General features: G+C 52.0%; 19 protein-coding genes. 9 read left to right on the top strand and 10 right to left on the bottom strand.

The window, feature by feature from the left end; all coding sequences use genetic code 11:
* Window positions 1–44: 44 nt before the first annotated feature.
* From DZC79_RS03090 to DZC79_RS03075, 4 genes are all read right to left on the bottom strand, one after another.
* Window positions 45–1,412, bottom strand: a complete 1,368-nt coding sequence (locus DZC79_RS03090) for a porin (protein WP_232831744.1) — start codon at window positions 1,410–1,412, stop codon at window positions 45–47.
* 125 nt (window positions 1,413–1,537) lie between these two features.
* Window positions 1,538–1,867, bottom strand: coding sequence for an MGMT family protein (locus DZC79_RS03085; RefSeq protein WP_118950092.1), 330 nt, complete (start codon window positions 1,865–1,867; stop codon window positions 1,538–1,540).
* A 39-nt stretch (window positions 1,868–1,906) separates the two neighbouring features.
* On the bottom strand, window positions 1,907–2,098 hold the full coding sequence (locus DZC79_RS03080) for a DUF5522 domain-containing protein (protein ID WP_118950091.1): 192 nt from the start codon (window positions 2,096–2,098) through the stop codon (window positions 1,907–1,909).
* Between the two features lie 76 nt (window positions 2,099–2,174).
* The gene (locus tag DZC79_RS03075; RefSeq protein WP_118950090.1) at window positions 2,175–2,828 is read right to left on the bottom strand and encodes a tetratricopeptide repeat protein; all 654 of its coding nucleotides are present in this window, start codon (window positions 2,826–2,828) and stop codon (window positions 2,175–2,177) included.
* Between the two features lie 360 nt (window positions 2,829–3,188).
* Here DZC79_RS03075 and DZC79_RS03070 point away from each other — a divergent pair, with 360 nt between their 5' ends.
* Window positions 3,189–3,428 carry a hypothetical protein gene (locus DZC79_RS03070; RefSeq protein WP_118950089.1) on the top strand — a complete coding sequence of 80 codons (240 nt, stop codon included), beginning with the start codon at window positions 3,189–3,191 and terminating at the stop codon, window positions 3,426–3,428.
* An 82-nt stretch (window positions 3,429–3,510) separates the two neighbouring features.
* Here the strand turns inward: DZC79_RS03070 and DZC79_RS21050 are convergent, their stop codons facing one another.
* Together DZC79_RS21050 and DZC79_RS03060 are read right to left on the bottom strand one after the other, a co-directional pair.
* Window positions 3,511–5,754, bottom strand: a complete 2,244-nt coding sequence (locus tag DZC79_RS21050; RefSeq protein WP_157976879.1) for an autotransporter outer membrane beta-barrel domain-containing protein — start codon at window positions 5,752–5,754, stop codon at window positions 3,511–3,513.
* Between the two features lie 37 nt (window positions 5,755–5,791).
* Complete coding sequence (locus tag DZC79_RS03060; RefSeq protein WP_157976878.1) at window positions 5,792–6,304, bottom strand: T9SS type A sorting domain-containing protein; 513 nt, start codon at window positions 6,302–6,304, stop codon at window positions 5,792–5,794.
* A 490-nt stretch (window positions 6,305–6,794) separates the two neighbouring features.
* On the opposite strand from DZC79_RS03060, the gene DZC79_RS03055 reads away from it, so the two are divergent.
* On the top strand, window positions 6,795–8,147 hold the full coding sequence (locus DZC79_RS03055; RefSeq protein WP_118950087.1) for a type III secretion system chaperone family protein: 1,353 nt from the start codon (window positions 6,795–6,797) through the stop codon (window positions 8,145–8,147).
* Window positions 8,148–8,167: 20 nt separating this feature from the next.
* Window positions 8,168–9,268 carry a trypsin-like peptidase domain-containing protein gene (locus DZC79_RS03050; RefSeq protein WP_118950086.1) on the top strand — a complete coding sequence of 367 codons (1,101 nt, stop codon included), beginning with the start codon at window positions 8,168–8,170 and terminating at the stop codon, window positions 9,266–9,268.
* A 155-nt stretch (window positions 9,269–9,423) separates the two neighbouring features.
* Here the strand turns inward: DZC79_RS03050 and ribH are convergent, their stop codons facing one another.
* The 4 genes from ribH to nusB all read right to left on the bottom strand — a co-directional run bounded on the left by ribH (window position 9,424) and on the right by nusB (window position 12,085).
* On the bottom strand, window positions 9,424–9,921 hold the full coding sequence (gene ribH, locus DZC79_RS03045) for a 6,7-dimethyl-8-ribityllumazine synthase (RefSeq protein ID WP_198666750.1): 498 nt from the start codon (window positions 9,919–9,921) through the stop codon (window positions 9,424–9,426).
* Window positions 9,922–10,074: 153 nt separating this feature from the next.
* Window positions 10,075–10,656: a dephospho-CoA kinase gene (gene coaE / locus DZC79_RS03040; RefSeq protein ID WP_118950084.1), complete on the bottom strand. Its 582-nt coding sequence runs from the start codon at window positions 10,654–10,656 to the stop codon at window positions 10,075–10,077.
* A 17-nt stretch (window positions 10,657–10,673) separates the two neighbouring features.
* Complete coding sequence (yajC, locus tag DZC79_RS03035) at window positions 10,674–11,033, bottom strand: preprotein translocase subunit YajC (protein WP_118950083.1); 360 nt, start codon at window positions 11,031–11,033, stop codon at window positions 10,674–10,676.
* An 89-nt stretch (window positions 11,034–11,122) separates the two neighbouring features.
* A complete protein-coding gene (nusB, locus tag DZC79_RS03030) occupies window positions 11,123–12,085 on the bottom strand; it encodes a transcription antitermination factor NusB (RefSeq protein WP_118950082.1) in 963 nt (320 codons plus the stop codon).
* A gap of 190 nt (window positions 12,086–12,275) precedes the next feature.
* Here nusB and DZC79_RS03025 point away from each other — a divergent pair, with 190 nt between their 5' ends.
* The 6 genes from DZC79_RS03025 (at window position 12,276) to DZC79_RS02995 (ending at window position 17,947) form a co-directional block, all read left to right on the top strand.
* Window positions 12,276–13,571, top strand: coding sequence for a hemolysin family protein (locus DZC79_RS03025; protein ID WP_118950081.1), 1,296 nt, complete (start codon window positions 12,276–12,278; stop codon window positions 13,569–13,571).
* Window positions 13,572–13,586: 15 nt separating this feature from the next.
* Window positions 13,587–14,081 (top strand): peroxiredoxin family protein, encoded by a 495-nt coding sequence (locus DZC79_RS03020; protein WP_118950080.1) that lies wholly within the window; start codon window positions 13,587–13,589, stop codon window positions 14,079–14,081.
* A gap of 342 nt (window positions 14,082–14,423) precedes the next feature.
* Window positions 14,424–14,795 (top strand): hypothetical protein, encoded by a 372-nt coding sequence (locus DZC79_RS03010; protein ID WP_157976877.1) that lies wholly within the window; start codon window positions 14,424–14,426, stop codon window positions 14,793–14,795.
* 345 nt (window positions 14,796–15,140) lie between these two features.
* Window positions 15,141–15,959, top strand: coding sequence for an MbnP family protein (locus tag DZC79_RS03005; RefSeq protein WP_118950077.1), 819 nt, complete (start codon window positions 15,141–15,143; stop codon window positions 15,957–15,959).
* A gap of 6 nt (window positions 15,960–15,965) precedes the next feature.
* Entirely contained in the window at window positions 15,966–17,012 is a 1,047-nt protein-coding gene (locus DZC79_RS03000) for a cytochrome-c peroxidase (RefSeq protein WP_118950076.1), read from the top strand.
* 11 nt (window positions 17,013–17,023) lie between these two features.
* The gene (locus DZC79_RS02995) at window positions 17,024–17,947 is read left to right on the top strand and encodes a transporter family protein (protein WP_118950075.1); all 924 of its coding nucleotides are present in this window, start codon (window positions 17,024–17,026) and stop codon (window positions 17,945–17,947) included.
* Window positions 17,948–18,000 lie beyond the last annotated feature (53 nt).

Below are 18,000 nucleotides of genomic sequence, written 5' to 3'. Positions count from 1 at the left end.
CCGGGAAAAGGCTCCCGGGGCTTGTACCAATACTTTGTTAAGACTTAAAAGCTGAACTGCGCCCTGCAGGTGAAAACACCATCCTTAAGGTCTTTGTCGTAACCGGTAAGCGCGGTCTTTTCATTGATCGGATGCTCGTACCAGAACACCAGCTTAAGATAAGCGTTGATATAATACAGGTAACCGCCGCCGATGGTATTGTAGCGGATATCGGCAGGCGACAATCCATTCTCTTTGCTGATCTGCTTACCGCTCACACGGGTGTTCGGATCGTACCAGTCGAACTTCAGCACTACCTGGTGCTGCCAGCTGCCGAGGTGCTGCAGGAAATAAAAGTAGGCGCCATCGAACGGACGTGTTGCCAGCGGTAAAGCCGCCCCCGCCCCATCCACGGGATAAGTGCCGGGCGTGCTGCTGCTGGTAAGGCTTGCCGTCTGCAGCCCCCTGATGTATTCGGCACGTAGTTCTGTTTGCCCGTTCCGGTTGGGAATGATGAATTGCAGGTCGGCGCCGAAATAGCGGCGGCTGCCATTGCGCCCTATGTTGGAAGCCAGCGAATCCGATACCATTTTCCAGGCGCCATCCAGCTGCTGCATGGTATACAGTCGGGCATTCTGGTTGGTGATCCCGCCGAAATAGCCGCTGAGGCCTCCCGATATTTTTGCCCTCATCGATTTGATGATCGTCTGCCGCTTAGAGCTTATGCGGAACACGATATCCTTATGGCTGTCGTATTCCATAGGCCCGGTAAGTCCCTGGCCATTATAGATGCCCAGGTCGATCGCAAACCATTTCAGCTTAGATGTCGCTTTCCGGGGATTCAGGCTGACCATAAATCCCAGGTCACGTTCTGTATTCATGATGGTCTGCGACATGCGGCCGCGTTCCGGCGCTTCGCGGAAGATAGAGGACAACAGCACTTCATGTCCGAAAGGACGGGCCATCATACCTGCGGAAAAATGGAACAGCTCCCATTTATTTTCATAATAGCGTCCCCAGAAATCGCGGATATTCACGCCGCGTTCCGTACCGTCAAACTGGAAAAGGAAGTAAACAGAAGGTTTACCGTCTTCGGTATAGTGTGCAAAGTCGGTACGCAGGCGACCGCGGCGCAGGCGGAAACGGTTGTCCGAATTGGCGCCCCAGTCCCCGCCCTGGAAGGTATTGGGATTACCCTTGGACTCGGCATACTGGAATTGCGGCTGCAGGTAGCCGCTGAAGCCGATCTGCCCGAATTTATTGTACAGGGAAAGCATATTTTTTCCCATACGGGTAGAAGTATCGATCATGTCCGTCAGCAGCTTGCCGTTGTACAGCGACGATTGTATGTCCGTCTTCAGGTTCTGGGAAAATACTGTAGTGCCGCACAGGACACATAAAAAAAGCGTGGGGAAAAGTAAAGCTTTTTTCAAGGTCAGATTTTTTTGGGCACGAAAGTATCTGAATATTGTTAACCGCCTGTTTACAGCATCAAAAGAAACAATTAGTTAACCTTAAAGAAACATTGAATTAATGCAATGGTAACAATTTGATAATATCACATGTCCGACAAAGTTGCCGGGTCCCAGAATAGCTGCTTAAAATCGACTACCTGATCTTCCTTAACCTCTATACCTTCCTGTTCCAGCCGTTCCTGCATCAGGGTTAATGTAGCAAAATGGTGCTTACCGGTCAGCAACCCTTTGCTGTTCACTACGCGGTGGGCTGGTATTTGCGGGTAAGCGCCGGCGGCATGCATGGCCCAGCCGACAATACGCGCAGATCCTCCGGCGCCAATGCACCTGGCAATCGCACCATAGCTGGTTACCCGCCCCCCGGGTATATGCCTGACAATATCGAATATCAGATCAAAAAGCGAATCGTTCATGAGCAATGTGGTTTGAAAAATCCGGCGTTGTGTCCGCGATCAGCTATTGTTCCTTTCCTTCCGTTCTTCCAGCAACCGCGTCCGGCGGGGTTCCGGCACATTCTGGTAATCATAGGGGCAATGCATGCATCCGTTGCCGCAGCAATAGCCCCGGTTCAGCAGGTAATGCGCCGTCAGCACCATCTTACCTTCTTCATTGAAGTAATAGTCTGTTCCTTCTTCGATCTTCATATCAGGCCCATAAGAAAGGGCTGTCAACGCCAAGCTGACAACCCCGGTTATTTATCCTCCGGCTGATCAGCACCGGCTAGCCCGGTATACGGGACATATATTTTTTCATTTCGTTCAGCTGCTCTACGATCTGCTCGTTTTTGGGCTTAGCCGCTTTGGCTTTGCCATAATAAAATTTTGAGCCTTTAAAATCGCGGCGCTGCAGGCAGATAGAAGCCAGCTGCAGGTAAGCCGTTGCATTGCTGTCGGCATCGGGTAATCCGCTCTGCACCGCTTTGCGCAGGTGCTCGTAAGCCTCCTTCATATTGCCCTTGCGATAGGCAATGGAACCCAGCTGCAGCAAAGCGGTACCCTGGAAATCCTTATCGGCGCTACCCGCTTCCAGGCCTTTGCGCAGCTCAGCTTCGGCAGCGTCAAGGTCTTCGCCCATGGTCGAAAAGTTGGCCTTGAGCATATAGTAGGCCGACCGGATAGGCTTGTACAGCAGGTTCGGGTATTTTACTTTCTTCAGTATCTTTTGCGCACCTTCCACATCACCTTCTTCAATATAGCGCTGCATGATCGTTACAGGGCCTACCATGAAGTGCGCCACGACCATCAGTACGGCGATCAGCATCGGCAGCCAGCCCAACCACCAGGTTACCTTGAAGCCCAGTAAAAATCCCAGGGCCAGCATCACTACTGCGATCCCCAAACGGTTAAAAACGATAAAACGACGTAAAGCGAACATAAAAGGGTTGAAATTGGAGCGCAAAGGTAGCACAATTAATGCCGCCCGGCAAGAGGCAGGAGCAGCAGATTAGACCGGGAAAACCATCATTCCTATCAACCGGCAAAAAGTTGAGATTGCACATACATTAACAGTTCAAAAAAGCATTTTCCTTCAACAAAAGGCCTCCAGCATAACTTGACCCCTCAATAAAGCACAGCTAAATTTATAAATATACATTTGAATTACTGTTGTTTACAATAAAAATTACCGTTTATAAACAATTTGGTACCGTTTGTAAATTTCCATTATATTTTTAACTATTCATTTTGCTATTTCGCATTATTGTACAAACATTAACAAAACAAACAAATTCATTTCATGAAAAAAATTGCCCTTATCGCTATGGTCGCCTTTGTTGGCGTCTCCTCTATGACTTTTACTTCCTGCAGCAAGAAGAAGGATTGGAGCTGTGACTGTACAATCTCTGGTTTATCCGGCGGTACCCCCATCCTGGATAAGAAAAAGGGTGATGCAGAAAAAATGTGCGATGAAATCGAAAGCCAGGGCAATACTTTGCTTCCCGGAAGCACTACTTGCTCTCTGACAGAGAAAAAATAAGTTCATCACCTTATTTAGTGTTGCAAAAGGCCGGGAAAATTCCCGGCCTTTACTTATCAGCTCAGCATAAAAGGTTTTACGTTTATTTACCCGCTTTTTTCAGCTCGGCTCCGGCGGTACCGGGAGTTTGCGCTGCTTTAGTTTCCCGTACGGGTGGATGTTGCGCCAACTTACCTTCAGCTACCTGGTGTTGCCTGGGTAGCGTCACAGCATCTATGCTCTTGCTTTCGGGCTGTCCCCACTCTGCTGCATGCAGGTAGTGTCCTTTCATTTCCGGCTCTTTTTCCACTTCAGCCACCACGCGGTGCGCATTGGCATATTTATCGTGACGGATACCGGTCACCTGCCAGCTTACTTTTACCTGCGGTGCATTGGTCTTGATCCGGAACTGGCCGTTGTGCATTTCTTCTGCGATAATGGCCTGGGCAAACGTTCCGATAACAGTCAGCTGGTAACGGAACTCCTCGTTTAGCGCTTCAAAATAAGCGGGCATCTTTACGATAGCCTCGCCCTGGGTATCTGTGGTAATATTGCCGTTATAAATATTCAGCATATCGGGGCTTTCAACGAAGCTGTGGTACAGGTATTTGTTTTCCGGGTCCAGGGGATGATCGATCTTGAAAGTACCGCTGCCTTTGGCAATAGAACCGGTGATCTGTACATTACCGGAAAAATAGCCTGCATAATTGGTTGTGGCGCCGGAAGCAAAGCCATACACACCGTAACGCACGTTGGGCACCGTCGCCCCGCCTACGGTTTGCGCATTACCATAAACACCATAAGTATTGCCGATACCGGTAGTTGCGGCGAAAGAAGCATTTTTATTATAGCCGACTACGCCGATACCCCCCACAGAGCCGCCCATGACACCGGCGGTATTGGCCGATCCGTACACACCGAGGTCCTGGTTGCCCACACCGAAAATAGTATTGGCATCCTGGTTGTTTACACCATTGTAGCCGGTACCTTGTACCCCTACGCCATAGTTACTGCCATTGTAGTTGCCAAATACACCTGCTTTAAGACAACCCTGTGAAGTATAAGAATAGCCGGAGATCGCAGCGAAAGTATCGATGGCGGGTACCGGAGTGGCCGGCTGTGTTACCATCAGCCTGCCTGTAGGCGTACTGGTACCGAAACCGGAGGAGCCGGTAGAGACGATAATACCGCGGCCGGTAACCCCACCGTCAAAAAATCCGGCGACACCCGCGCCCGTGGCCACACCCCAGATACCGTTACCGGTACCAGTGCTCACCCCTACCGTACCACCAAGGGTACCGGTAGACAAGCCGTATACACCGTTTTGCGAGCCGCTGACGCCGATCACACCGATCCCGGTAGTCGATTCACCGTAGATAGAGCCGGCGGTAGCGATACTGGTAGCGGGCGTACCCACCAGTGTAGCCCTGGCAGCATTACCGATATTGCCCGCAGTAACCTGGAACTTGATATTCGGACTTAAAGCAGGTGTATTGAGACCTACGCTGGTACCATCGTCGGTCAGCTGGGAGTTGACGCCTGTAGTAGCAGCGCCAAATTTAACCAGGGTATTGGCGGTACCATTGATATTAGCCGAGCCGGCAGGACCTACAGGACCGGCAGGACCAACGGGACCTACTGCACCAGCGGGACCAACCGGGCCGACGGGACCAACAGGACCTGCAGGGCCGGAAACACCGGCAGGGCCGGTAGCTCCGGCGGGACCCACGGGACCAACCGGGCCGACGGGACCAATGGGGCCTGCAGGACCGGAAACACCGGCAGGACCGGTAGCGCCGGCAGGACCCACGGGGCCAACCGGACCCACAGGACCACTAGCGCCCACAGGACCGGCAGGGCCTACAGGACCTACTGCACCGGCAGGACCCACAGGGCCATCGGGGCCAACAGGACCGGCAGGGCCGGTAGCACCCATAGGACCGGGCGTGCCGCTGGCGGCATACAGGGCATAGGGCACGCTCAGCAGCTGGCTGGCGCCGAGATTGGTATAATTGGTACCGCCGGCAGGGTCCAGCTCTACTTTAATGTATTTTTCACCGGTCGACCAGTCGACGTCGCCCAGTACGCCGGTTTCCGGTGTACCCGCGCCAATGGCGATATTGTACAGGCCATAGGCATTGGTCGTAGCCGATTGGGTCTCCACATAGACAGCGGTGCCGGTAGCGCTGTCGCTAAGGATGCTGATGCGCATACCCAATGACTGCGCAGCCAGCGGCGCGCCCGAACCATTGCGCGCAATACCCTGGTAGTTAAATTTAACGGGGATCTGCGCCTGCGCGATAAGGCAGAAGGAAATCAGTAAAATGCTGAATAGTATTTTTTTCATTGTAAGGGTTTTTCAGGATGGAATAAGGGGTTGATGGTTATTGTATTTTCTGGATCTTAAAGCTGCTGCTAAGGGCTTTCCCCTGCTGCTTCCAGGTAATGTTCAGGTGATACTGGCCTTGTGCATAGGCGGCCATAGGGATCTCCTGCCGCTCATTGCCTGCCTGCAAAGTGACGTCGCGGCTCAACAATTGCCGGCCCAGAGCGTCGTAGAGCACATAGCTCAGCTTGCCCGGCTTGCCGAAACGGGGCTGCAGCAGCAATAAGGTTGTTGCGGGATTAGGAAAAACCAAAAGGTCATTTTCCCCCAGGCCCTGACCCGGCACACCGGTGCCATTGTCCCGGGAAGGCTGCAGCACGCCCGGGGTAACGATGAGGCCCGAAGCCACGTAGCTGTTACCCGTAAGGCTGCCGATGGCATATTCGTAGCTGTTGCCGGCAATCAGTCCGCCTCCGCCGGAGGCATTCAGCTCGGCCGGCCCTATACTTTGCGCCCTGGCCTGGAACGCCAGGATACACAATCCGGCACACACAATGTTGTTTAATTTCATACGATAAGATGGATAGGTTAAACAAATGTTTTTTTCAGAAGAGGAGAACCGGTACATTCCTTTTAACGTCTTCTCGGGGGCCAAAATCAGCCGCTTACGCTACTGTTTTTGCTGCTTCAAAATTAGATTTATTGCTCTATATAAAAAACTGCCTGTAAAAGCACTACGCTTGAAGACAAGCGGCAAAAATCTCACACAAAGCTTATTATCAAATAGTTAAGCATACCCCCAGCACCGAGTATACATTTAAAAAATACGTATTAAAACGGAGGCTTGTCACCCCGGAAAAGAGGGCCTTTTTACAGGAAAGCTTCGATCTTCAGGTGAAGCGGGGGAGGCTCGCCGGTTACCGGGGACAGTAGATATCCGGCATTGGCCTGAAGCCGCTGCGCTAGAGGTTTTACGGCACCGGGCTGTAAATTCCCTATTTTTGTTTCAGCCGGAAAGGCACCCGGCTTGCTTCACAAAATAAAACACAACGACAGCAGGAATGAGCTGGTTAGGCAGACTACTCGGCAGGGAGCCCGCAGACGACGATGCGCTGCAAGACCCGGCTGCAGCGACGATACGCTTCGGGCGCTACAGCGATAACAACAAATCGATATACCAGATGGAATGCTGGTACCAGGCAGAAGCCTTGTTCAAAGAAAAAAGATACAACGAGTCGGTCGCTGCTTTCTTCAATTACCTTACGGACAAACAGGAAGACAATGTGCATTTCGAGCCCGAAGGCAACGGTTTCCGTTTTGAGCTGATGCAGGGCTCCAAGCGGGTGCATGGCGCCTGCGACGGCAGCCACATCACGGCCCGCGTACCCCTTGTCAGGATGAGCAATCCCAGCGCTGCCGTAATGCGCCGCATGCTGGAGCTCAACTACGGCCTGCTCTACAGCCGCACGGCTATGGATGACGATAAAGTGATCTCCATGATCTTCGATTCGCCGCTGGAATCGGCCAATCCCAATAAATTGTACTACGGGCTTAAAGAGCTGGCCACAAAGGCCGATCGCCAGGATGATATGCTGGTGGCTGATTTCAGGTCGCTGGAAGAGATCGGCACGCAACATATAGAACGGCTGCCGCCACGGGAACTGGAGATCAAATACCGTTATTTCAGGTATTGGATCAGCGATACGCTGGACCAGGCGGCTGCGCTGAATGCCGATACATTTTCCGGCGGCATTGCTTACCTGCTGCTGAACCTGCTGTACCGCATCGACTACCTGATTGCGCCGGAAGCGAGACTGCTGTCCGAGCTGGAAAAGATCAACGCCCTGTACTGGACACCGAAAGAGGAAACACCCATCGTCGAACGCAACCATATGATGCAGGAGGCTTTCCGGAAGCTGCTCGACCTGTCGCCGGAAGATTTTGCGGCCAGTGTATACCGCGCCAGGGCTACTTTCGCCATTGCCGGCCTGCCCAAGGCAGAAAAGGTAAAGGAAGTAGTGGAAAACAGTAACCGCGATGCTTACCTGTATATCGAGAACCAACATCCGGAACTGGCGCTTACCCTCAACGAGTATGGGATGTCGTACAACCAGTATACCTTCAGTATGCCGCAGGTGGTTACCGATTGCTACCACCTGTACATGATGGTGCGGCATGCCGGCTACTTTGCCGAGCTGGGCTGGACAAAGCCGCTTTACCACAGCACCGGCAACCAGTTTGACAAAGTAGCCATCCAGCGAAAGATAACGCAGCTGCTGGCCCGGCACAGGGAAAAGTTCCCCAACCTCCGCATAGACATGGCCCGCCTGCGTTTCGACGACCTGTACTGGTTCGGCGTCAGCTTCAGCGAGCAGATCGTCAATTTTAATCTTGACCTGAGAAGAACAAGCTAACCCATCGCTAAACGATTGCAATGACCACCCAGGAACTTATAGACAGCTACAGGAACGCCGTGGTGCAGATCGCTTCCAGGAGCGGTACCGGCACCGGCTTTTACCTCCGGGAATACGACCTGATCGTCACCAATAACCATGTGGTGAAGGACAACTGGAAAGTAACGATCAAGGGCCGGAACTTCGAAAAGCAATTGGCCAGGGTTATTTTTTCCGACGAAAAATACGATCTCGCCTTTATCGTTCCGCCGGGCAATGCCGGCATGCCGCAGATCCGCATGGGCGACTATGCGCATTTGCACGACGGCGATACCGTGATCGCGATCGGGCACCCCTACGGCCTTAACTATACCGCGACCCAAGGGGTTATTTCCCGCGTGGACCGCGTACAATCGGGCATCAGGTATATACAGATCGATGCTGCGATCAATCCCGGCAACAGCGGCGGCCCCCTGGTCAACAGCAGCGGCGAGGTGATCGGCGTCAATACTTATATCATCAAAGGCGGCGACAACCTGGGCTTTGCCCTGCCGGTAAGCGACCTCAAAACCGCCCTGGACCAATATATACCTATCCGCGGCGAAACAGCGATACGCTGCCCCTCCTGCTCGGCCCTGGTGACCGCCGGCAATATTGATGCGGGCCAGTACTGTGCCAACTGTGGCACGCGTATCGACTTTCCCAGATCGGAAGAACCTGTCGCATCTCAGATCAGTGGCGCAGCACGCATTGTAGAGGATATACTGGACAAGCTGGGCAAGGATAAAGAGCTGGCCCGCAGCGGCTACAACTTCTGGGAAGTGAAAGAAGGCTCCGCGACCATCAGGATCAATTACAACCCCGACAACCATTTCGTGATCAGCGATGCCTTTCTCTGTACCCTGCCCAAAGAGAACATCAATGCGCTGTACCAGTTTTTGTTGAAGGAAAACCATAAGATGCAGGGCATGCTGTTCAGCATCAATGGTCAGAATATTGTGCTCAGCAGCCTGTTCTACGACCTGGTGCTCACGGCAGACAGCGGCGTGAAGGCCTTCAGGGAGCTGTTCAGCAAGGCAGATCACTACGACAATATCCTTATAGCGCAGTTCGGCTGCCAGCCGATGCTGGAGGAGCTGTAGATATTAGATATTAGATGTTAGATATCAGATACGAGAATAGGACGCGAATGTAAGTGATTACAAGTATTGAGTAGCAAGTATTGAGCAGTTGGCGGTCAACAGCTGGGACATGGTTGGTACCTGATTCCTGGCTCTTGACTCTTGGTTCCTGATACTTACAAATGATTCATCATACGGATCATTTTCAGCGCAGTGATCATGGCCTCCTCTCCTTTATGTCCATGACTGCCGCCCAGGCGCTCCCAGGCCTGCGCTTCCGTATCGAGCGTAAGCACGCCGAAGATCACCGGTACCGGCAGTGTAAGGTTCAGCTGCAGGATGCCTTCGGTTACCGCCTTGCATACATATTCAAAATGCGGTGTACCGCCGCGGATCACAGCGCCAAAGGCAATAATCGCTTCGGGCGCCTCGGTAAGGCTTTCGCGGCTTTCCCACACGGCCTTGCAGGCAAATGGCAGCTCAAAGGCACCCGGCACGTAGATCTCATGTGAAATGACGGCGCCGGTTTCGGCAGCGATGCGCCGTGCGCCGGCGATCTGTGCTGCCACGATCTTATCGTTCCATTCCGTAGCCACGATGGCTACCTGGTGACTGTCCATCCCTTTAAGTCCGGCAATGTCCAGTAAAGTATTGCTTTCAGAAGATTGAGCCATGTGGGTTAGCTATGAGATGTTAGATATTAGTATTGGGTATTGGGTATTGGGTATTGGATATTGGGTATTGGGTATTGGGTATTGGGTATTGGGTATTGGGTATTGGGTATTGGGTATTGGGTATTGATACATACCTGATTCCTGATATCGTATTCACCCGGCACGCAGCACGCGATCCAGCGCCAGCACCTGTTCGATAACCGAAACTGTACCGTCGTTGCGGATGATATAGTCGCAGCGGCTCATTTTTTCGTCCTCGTCCATCTGCTTGTCCATGCGCGCCTTTATGGCCTGCTCATCGGCCTTGTCGCGCTGCATGGCACGTTGCAGGCGCAGCGCATAAGGTGCGTAGACCCCTATCATTTTATCCATTTCCTTATTGCTGCCGCTTTCGAAGAAGATAGCGGCTTCCTTCAGCACATAGGGCGCCTGCTGCTTTCCGGCCCAGGCATTGCTGTAAGCAATCGTGGCCGGGTGCACCAGGCTGTTGAGCAGCTGCAGCTTTTCTTCATTGCGAAAAACGACGGATGCCAAAAACGGCCGGTTGAGCCGGCCGTTTTGATAAGCTTCTTCACCGAATACCCGGCTGATGTCCTGCCGCAGCTGCGCATCATGCTCCATCAGGTATTTTGCCGTATCATCGGCATGCAGCACCGGTACGCCAAGCAAGCTGAACATTTCAGCGACCAGGCTTTTTCCTGATCCGATACCGCCGGTCAATCCTACTTTCAGCATAGGGATAAGCGTCTGTATTATTTTACTGTCGCAACAGAAGAGGCTGAGGTCTGACCAGTTCTTTTCAGGTAAGCCTGGGTCATTTCCATAGAGATGGCCTGGCGTTCGATGGTAACATTGGTATTGCGATCGATCTCGATCACGATAGTGCCATCTTCGTTGGTACGCACAATACGGCCGTGGATACCGGAAGTGGTAATGATCTTATCGCCGGTGCCCATGCTTTCGGCAAATTTCTTCTGCTCTTTTGCACGCTTCTGCTGCGGGCGGATCATAAAGAAGTACATCACTACGATCATACCTACCAGCATGATCGGCATCATTGCCCCACCGCCCGGTTGTGCCTGAAGCATAACACTTGCAAAGGTTGTTGTCATTTTAAACTTAATTTTTAGAATTGAGGTGCAAAGGTACGGATAAAATCGTTCCGGCCCGAAATGCTTTATGTCCCGCGGCCGTTCTCCGCTTATTTCGTACGCTCTATTTTACGGATCTTGTTCTCATTCAGGAGCTCTTTCAGGAGATTGTCGAGCACACCGTTCACAAACTGCCCGCTTTGCGGCGTGCTGTAGTTCTTAGCGATCTCGATGTATTCGTTAATGGTCACCTTGGTAGGAATGGTAGGGAAATACAGCAGCTCCGACAGGCCCATCTTCAGCAGGATCATATCGATCAGGGCTACCCTCTCGGCATCCCAGTTCTTCAGCTTGGGGCGGATGAGCTCCATCAGGTGCTCTTCTTTCTGCAGCACGGTCTTCAGCAAGCTGTAAGCGTACTCCCGCTTCTCGGCGGAGATGAACTGCAGAAAATTGACATTTTTTGAGCTGCGGAAATAATTGTCGATCAGCATCACCACCATTTCCTTATCATCTTCCCAGCCGCTCCATTCGTCGCCGACGTACTCCTGGAAATCTTCATTTTCCAGCATTTCGGTACGCCATATATGCTGCATGATCGCCTTTTCAGCAGCGGTATTGCGACTTTGCTCCGCCGTGTATTCGCGGTAAGCTTCAGAAGCGATCAGCGACTGGTAGAGCTTCTTCACCCATTCTTCGTCTATAAAACGTTCGAGCTTATCCTCCTTTACTTTCTCCAGGAAGGTGGTATTGCCCAGCAGCTCCCACAGAAAAGTGTTGCCGGCGATCTTGGTATTCACCTCCAGGTCTTCCTGCGTAGGCAGATACTTGGAGGCCCTTTGCCTGGCGCTGGTCTCGGAAAACTGCGCTACCTTGCTTACATACAGCAGCATCAGCGCAAAAAGGTCGGACGAGCGCTGTATTTTTTCCACCAGCACTTTGATGCCGTTCTTTTCCAGCGCGGGCAGATCGGTAGTAAGCTCCTTCTGAACGCCCGAAGGATTTTCGGCATAAGCTTCCAGGGCATAAAGCGATTGCATTACCTTGACCCTTATATTTCTGCGACTGATCATATTTTAAAGAAAAAGGAAGCAAAGGTACGCTATCTGCCGGGCATAGACAAAAAACGGCGGCAGAAGGTCTGAAAATTTACTGCTGCGCCCGCCGGGATCTTATCGGCCTGTTTCCCGCAAGCGAAGCACAGACATAATTATTGCGTTAAAAAAACTATTTTTGTCAGGACACACTACCACATCGTAAACTATGAGTATAACCCTGGGGCTCATTATTGCCTGCCTGCTGCTGATCGTTATTTTCACCGGCGTGGAGTATGCCTACCTGGCCTCCAACAAGCTGACCATCGAACTGAAAAGGAAGCAGGGCCGTGCTTCGGGCAGGATCCTGGGTTCATTCTTCGATTACCCCGAACGTTTCTGGAGTGCCACCGTGATCGGCTTTTACATTGTGCTGGTGTGCTTTTGCTTTTTCTTTTCCAAGCTGACCACCATGCTGGAAGAAAAATACCTTTCGCGCACGGGCCTCAACCTACGTTTTGAAAATTACCAGAATCCCGCCTTCTACCTGCACCTGGTCATCGATTTCGTGCTGGTCACCTTTATCATCCTGGGCACGATCGGCATCGTCGCCAAAAGGAGCTTTGAGTTTCATCCCGAGGCCAAGCTGAATACCTGGAGTAAATTCATCAACATCATCTGCGACATTACAGCTCCTTTTGCCACCATCTTTATCGGTGTATCGGAGTTTATCCTGAAGTACCTGTTCAATGTACGCATCAATAAGAAGGAAAGCATTTTTGAACGTACCAACACCGTGCAGTTCCTGAAGCAAGCCACACACGGCCATGCCGTGGATATGGACGAGGCCAACAAAGAGCTCTTTGAACGAGCTCTCGACCTGACCAAAGTTAAAGTGCGCAAATGCATGACACCGCGCAACGAAACGACCGCAGCCGATATCAATACTTCTGTAAAAGACCTGCGCGACAAATTTGTCGACACCAAGCTTTCCAAGATCGTGATCTACGAGGAGACGCTGGACACCGTGCTGGGCTATACCCACCACCTGGACCTCAACCGCCGCCCGCAGACCATACAGGAGATCCTCCACCCCATTCCTACCGTACCGGAGACCATGAGCGCCATCGACCTGATGCACAAGTTTACCAAAGAACGCAAAAGTATTGCCTGGGTAGTGGACGAGTTTGGCGGCACGGCAGGCTTTGTGACCATGGAAGATGTGCTGGAAGAGGTTTTCGGCGATATCAAAGATGAGTACGATACCGAAGAGTTTACCGAAAAGCAGATCAGCGACAACGAATACATCTTCTCTGGCAGGCTGGAAGTAGACTATCTGAACGAAAAGTACGATCTCGATATTCCCTCCGATGAAGCGGATACCTTGTCGGGCTTTATCATCACCAATCATGAAATGATCCCCAAGCAGAAGGAGCGCATTATTATCGATAATTACGAGTTTGAAATACTGATGGTGACCGATACGCGCATTGAGACTGTCAAGCTGAAAATACTGAACCGCTAAGCTGCCTGTATCCTTATGATCCGGAAATATATACTCCCGCTGCTTTGGCTTTGTCTCTTCATCGGCTCCGACGTATCTGCGCAGCAAAAACGTATGCCCGACCTGCGCTTTAAGGATACGGAAGAAGCAGCCGTGAGCACTAAAGATATTCCCAAAGGTCAGCCCTTAATGTTGCTGTATTTCCGCTCCGACTGCGATCATTGCGAACACACGGCGCAGCAGCTGAAAGGCACAGCAAAGCAGTATCCTGCTGCGATATGGATGGTGAGCGCTGAGCCCATCCCTACTCTGCGCACCTTTGAAGACATGATGGGTCTTTACGACATCAGCAACCTGCGCGTAATGCAGGATCATACCCAATCGATGCACCGCTGGTTTGAATTCACGAAGCTGCCTTTCATTGTGCTGTATGATCAGAACGGTCTGCAGAAGGCTGTATTTGATGAGCTGCCCACTGTTGCTGCAGTGAAAAAGGCGCTGGCTAACCGCCAGGAAAGCAAATCCCGGTAACACAAAATGGCCACAGGATACGTTAAGAATCTTTTCTTCTGTTACTTTTTTGCTTCTCCAAAAAAGGAGTCCCAAAAATAATGTTCCGCTATTTTTGGGTAGCCCCGCACTCCAGCTATGAATCGTTATGGGGCTTTAGGAAGCGTACTTTGGGCTGGGGTTCGTTTATCAGCTTAAATAATTAAATGCTTAGGAGCTGCAAGCAAACACGTGCATCCCGCTGCAGATAAAACTTTCGGGCATACGCATCTTGCTAAAAAGATTTGAGCAGGAAATGATTTCTCCCCTATCTTTGCATCCGGAAAGCTTGTCTCACCTGCCAAGGCGTAAACCACCATCCTCTTGAGAGTTCCGGTAATCATAGTCCTCATTGCTGCCCTGCTGACGCAATCGTTGAGCAAAGGCATCATTGTGCTGAGCTATTTTACCAACAAGCGGGCCTACGAACGTTATTGCGTCAACAAAGCCCGTCCCCAGCTGCATTGCGACGGTAAGTGCCAGATGGCTAAAAAGATCAAAGCCGAAGAAGAGCGCGACCAGAAAGATCCGCTCAAAAGCACCGCCTCCGAGACCGTCCTCATCCTCCAGGATCATTTTGTACGCATTCAACCTGTATATCTTCCCTTAGCGCTTAAGGTGAACATTTTCCCCTATGCTATCGGTCATACCCGCGATATGTCCCGTAGCTGCTTCCACCCGCCCAACCTGGGCTAATCGTTCCTCTTTCAGTTTCCTTTATCGGATGGCTTCGCTATGAGGCTGGTACTGCTGTTCCCCGGCATGATGCCCTGCCCTGCGTTTTACTCATCACGTGTCCTGGTACCAGGCAAGGCCGTTATCTGCCGTATCTGATCAGCGGGAAACCGCCCCTATGGCTGTTCCTGTGCATATGAAATATGTCCTGCCGCAACAAAGCAGCGGTATGCTTATTCCTTGCATGGTTATCATCGTGCTGCCGTCACGGCTGTCGCTTATCTTATCTATAAGGTAATAGAAATTGCCTGCAGAAGCCTTAGCCAGCGTCCTTTTTTCATTTCTTAATGCCTAAACAAAAAACCAATGAATTCTGCATATAAAATCATTTCACTCGCTGCTGCGGCCCTTTTCGCCCTGGCTTCCTGTAAAAAAGAAAAGAACGAACCTGTTTTCGACGACAAGAACCTGGCGCCTTTGTCTATTGAGTTTGATAATATCGTCGGCGGGCAAAACCTGTACCTCAATTCCGGCTCCTATACCAATGCCGCAGGCGAAACCTTCTCCGTAAGCCTGCTCCAGTATTTTATCAGCAATATTAAAGTGCAGAAAGCCGACGGTACCGAATATGTAGTACCCCAGGACAGCAGCTACTTCCTCATCAAGGAAGGCGACGAAGACTTTTCCGAAGCCCTGGTGAACGTGCCCGAGGGCGATTATACCAGGCTAACCTTTACCGTAGGTGTCGACAGCCTGAGAAGCACGATGGATGTGAGCAAGCGCACGGGTGTGCTTGATCCTTCGGGTGGTATGGCCGATGGCATGTACTGGGGCTGGAACAGCGGCTATATTTTCTTTAAGATGGAAGGCCTGTCGGATGCCGCTCCTGTAGACGGCAGCGGACAGCACAAGTTCCGCTACCATATCGGCGGCTTCGGCGGCTATAACGCGCCTACGATCAACAATATCAAAACCGTAACGCTCGACCTGACTGAAAGAGGTATTGCAAAAGCAAGGAAAGACAGGAAGGCCAATATCCACCTGATGGTCGATATCGGAAAAGTGCTGAGCGGCAGCACTACGGTGAGCATCGCCGCCCACCCCGAAGTCATGTTCAGCGACTACAGCGTAAACATCGCCAACAACTATGCCGGGATGTTCCGCCATGATCATACCGAAAACTAAGCGATCATGGACAGGAAAAAAACAGGTATTGTCCTCACCCTGCTGCTGGTGATGACGCTCGCTGCCTGCCGCAAGGAGGTGATGGAGCAGCTGGCGGTAGCGTTCCCCGGCTTTGTGAAGCCGGCCAATTTTCCGGAGCCGGCCTATCACTTCAGCACCAATACACCCACCAGGGAAGGCTTTGAGCTGGGTCGGAGGTTGTTCTATGAGCCCCGCCTGAGCCGTAACAATACAATTAGCTGCGGCAGCTGCCATATCCAGTCGGCGGGCTTTACCCATCATGGCCATGACATCAGCCATGGTATCGACGACCGCCTGGGCAAGCGCAATTCGCCGCCCATCATGAACCTGGCCTGGAACACGACCTTCATGTGGGACGGCGGCATATTCGACCTCGACCTGCAGCCCATAGCGCCCATTACAGCGCATGAGGAAATGGATGAGAACATGAACAATGTGCTGGCGAAGCTGCAGGCCCATCCCGATTACCCGGGCTTGTTTGAAAAAGCTTTCGGCAGCCGCGAGATCACCTCGGCCAATTTTCTGAAAGCCCTGTCGCAATTCATGCTGCTCTGTGTCAGCAGCAATTCGAAATACGATAGCGTGATGCGGCAGGAAGGTGCGGTATTTACAGAAGAAGAGGCAGCCGGCTACGCGCTATTCAAGCAGAAATGCGCGGCCTGCCATACGGAGCCTTTGTTTACCAACCATTCCTTCCGGGACAATGGCATCGGCATCGGCTTCAATAAAGACAGCGGCCGTTATGCCGTTACTTTGAACGAAGCAGACCTGTACACCTTCAAGGTGCCCAGCCTGCGCAACCTGAAGTTTACGGCGCCTTATATGCACGATGGCCGCTTCTATACCCTGGAAGCCGTGCTGGATCAGTATTCGGGACAGGTGAAGCATACGCCCAACCTGGATCCGCTGCTGCAGCAGAACGGAATCCCGGGCATTCCGCTGACCGCAGCGGAAAAGAGCGCACTGCTGGCTTTTCTCAATACCCTGAACGATAAACAATTCGTAACGGATCCCTTACTTTCTGAACAATAAACATTAAGCAGATGAAAAAAGGACTGCTCTTATTTTATTTTTTGCTAGCCGGGTTGGCATCTGTGCAGGCCTGCGATATCTGTGGCTGCGGCGCGGGCAGCAGCTACCTGGGTATCCTCCCTGACTTTACGACGAAGATCATCGGCATTCGTTACCGCTACAACAGCGTGCTGAGCCATGTGCCCCCTGAAGGCGTCGCCTCCTATCTCACCGCCAAAGAGCGCTATTATACAGCAGAGCTCTGGGGCGGCTGGACTTTCGGCAATAAAGTGCGTGTGATGGCCGCGGTGCCCCTAAGCTATAACACCCGTAAAAGCCAGGAGGAAGACGATTCCAAAACAGGGTTGGGCGATATCAGCATCCAAGGCCTCTATCATTTGCTCGCCCGGAAAAGCACGCTGGGCAACAGCAAGCTGTTGGTCCAGGACCTGTGGATCGGGGGCGGCATAAAGCTGCCTACCGGTAAATACGAGCCTTTGGACAGGGACGAATCGGGCAAAAGCGCCAACCTGTTCCAGCTGGGCACCGGCAGCTTTGACTTCATGCTTACCGGCATGTACGATATCCGGCTGCAGGATGCGGGCCTTAACCTCAGCGGCAGCTATAAGTTCAATACAACTAACCACTATGACTACGATTATGGGAATAAGTGGAACGGCAACGCCCAGCTGTATTACAAGTTCAGGGTAGGAAAGCAGGCAACAGTAGCACCTAACCTGGGTATGAGCTATGAACGCTCGGCTGAGGACCTGAACGAAGGCTACAGTGTATTCACTTCCGGCGGCTACGCGCTGTATGGCACGGTGGGCGCAGAGCTGCAGTATCGAAAGATCGCGCTGGGCGGCAACTGGCAGCCCGTGCTGGATCAGCATCTGGCCGGTGGCGTAGTGAAGCCGCTGAACCGGATGATGATGCACTTGTCGCTGATGTTCTGATCAGATGGTCGCGCAAAGAAAACGCTGCTTCCTCCGAAGCAGCGTTTTTCATA

The organism is Taibaiella helva (assembly GCF_003545695.1).
Classification (GTDB): domain Bacteria; phylum Bacteroidota; class Bacteroidia; order Chitinophagales; family Chitinophagaceae; genus Taibaiella; species Taibaiella helva.
The sequence above is the reverse complement of the archived record's forward strand: the minus strand, read 5'-3'. Positions and strand labels throughout refer to the sequence as shown.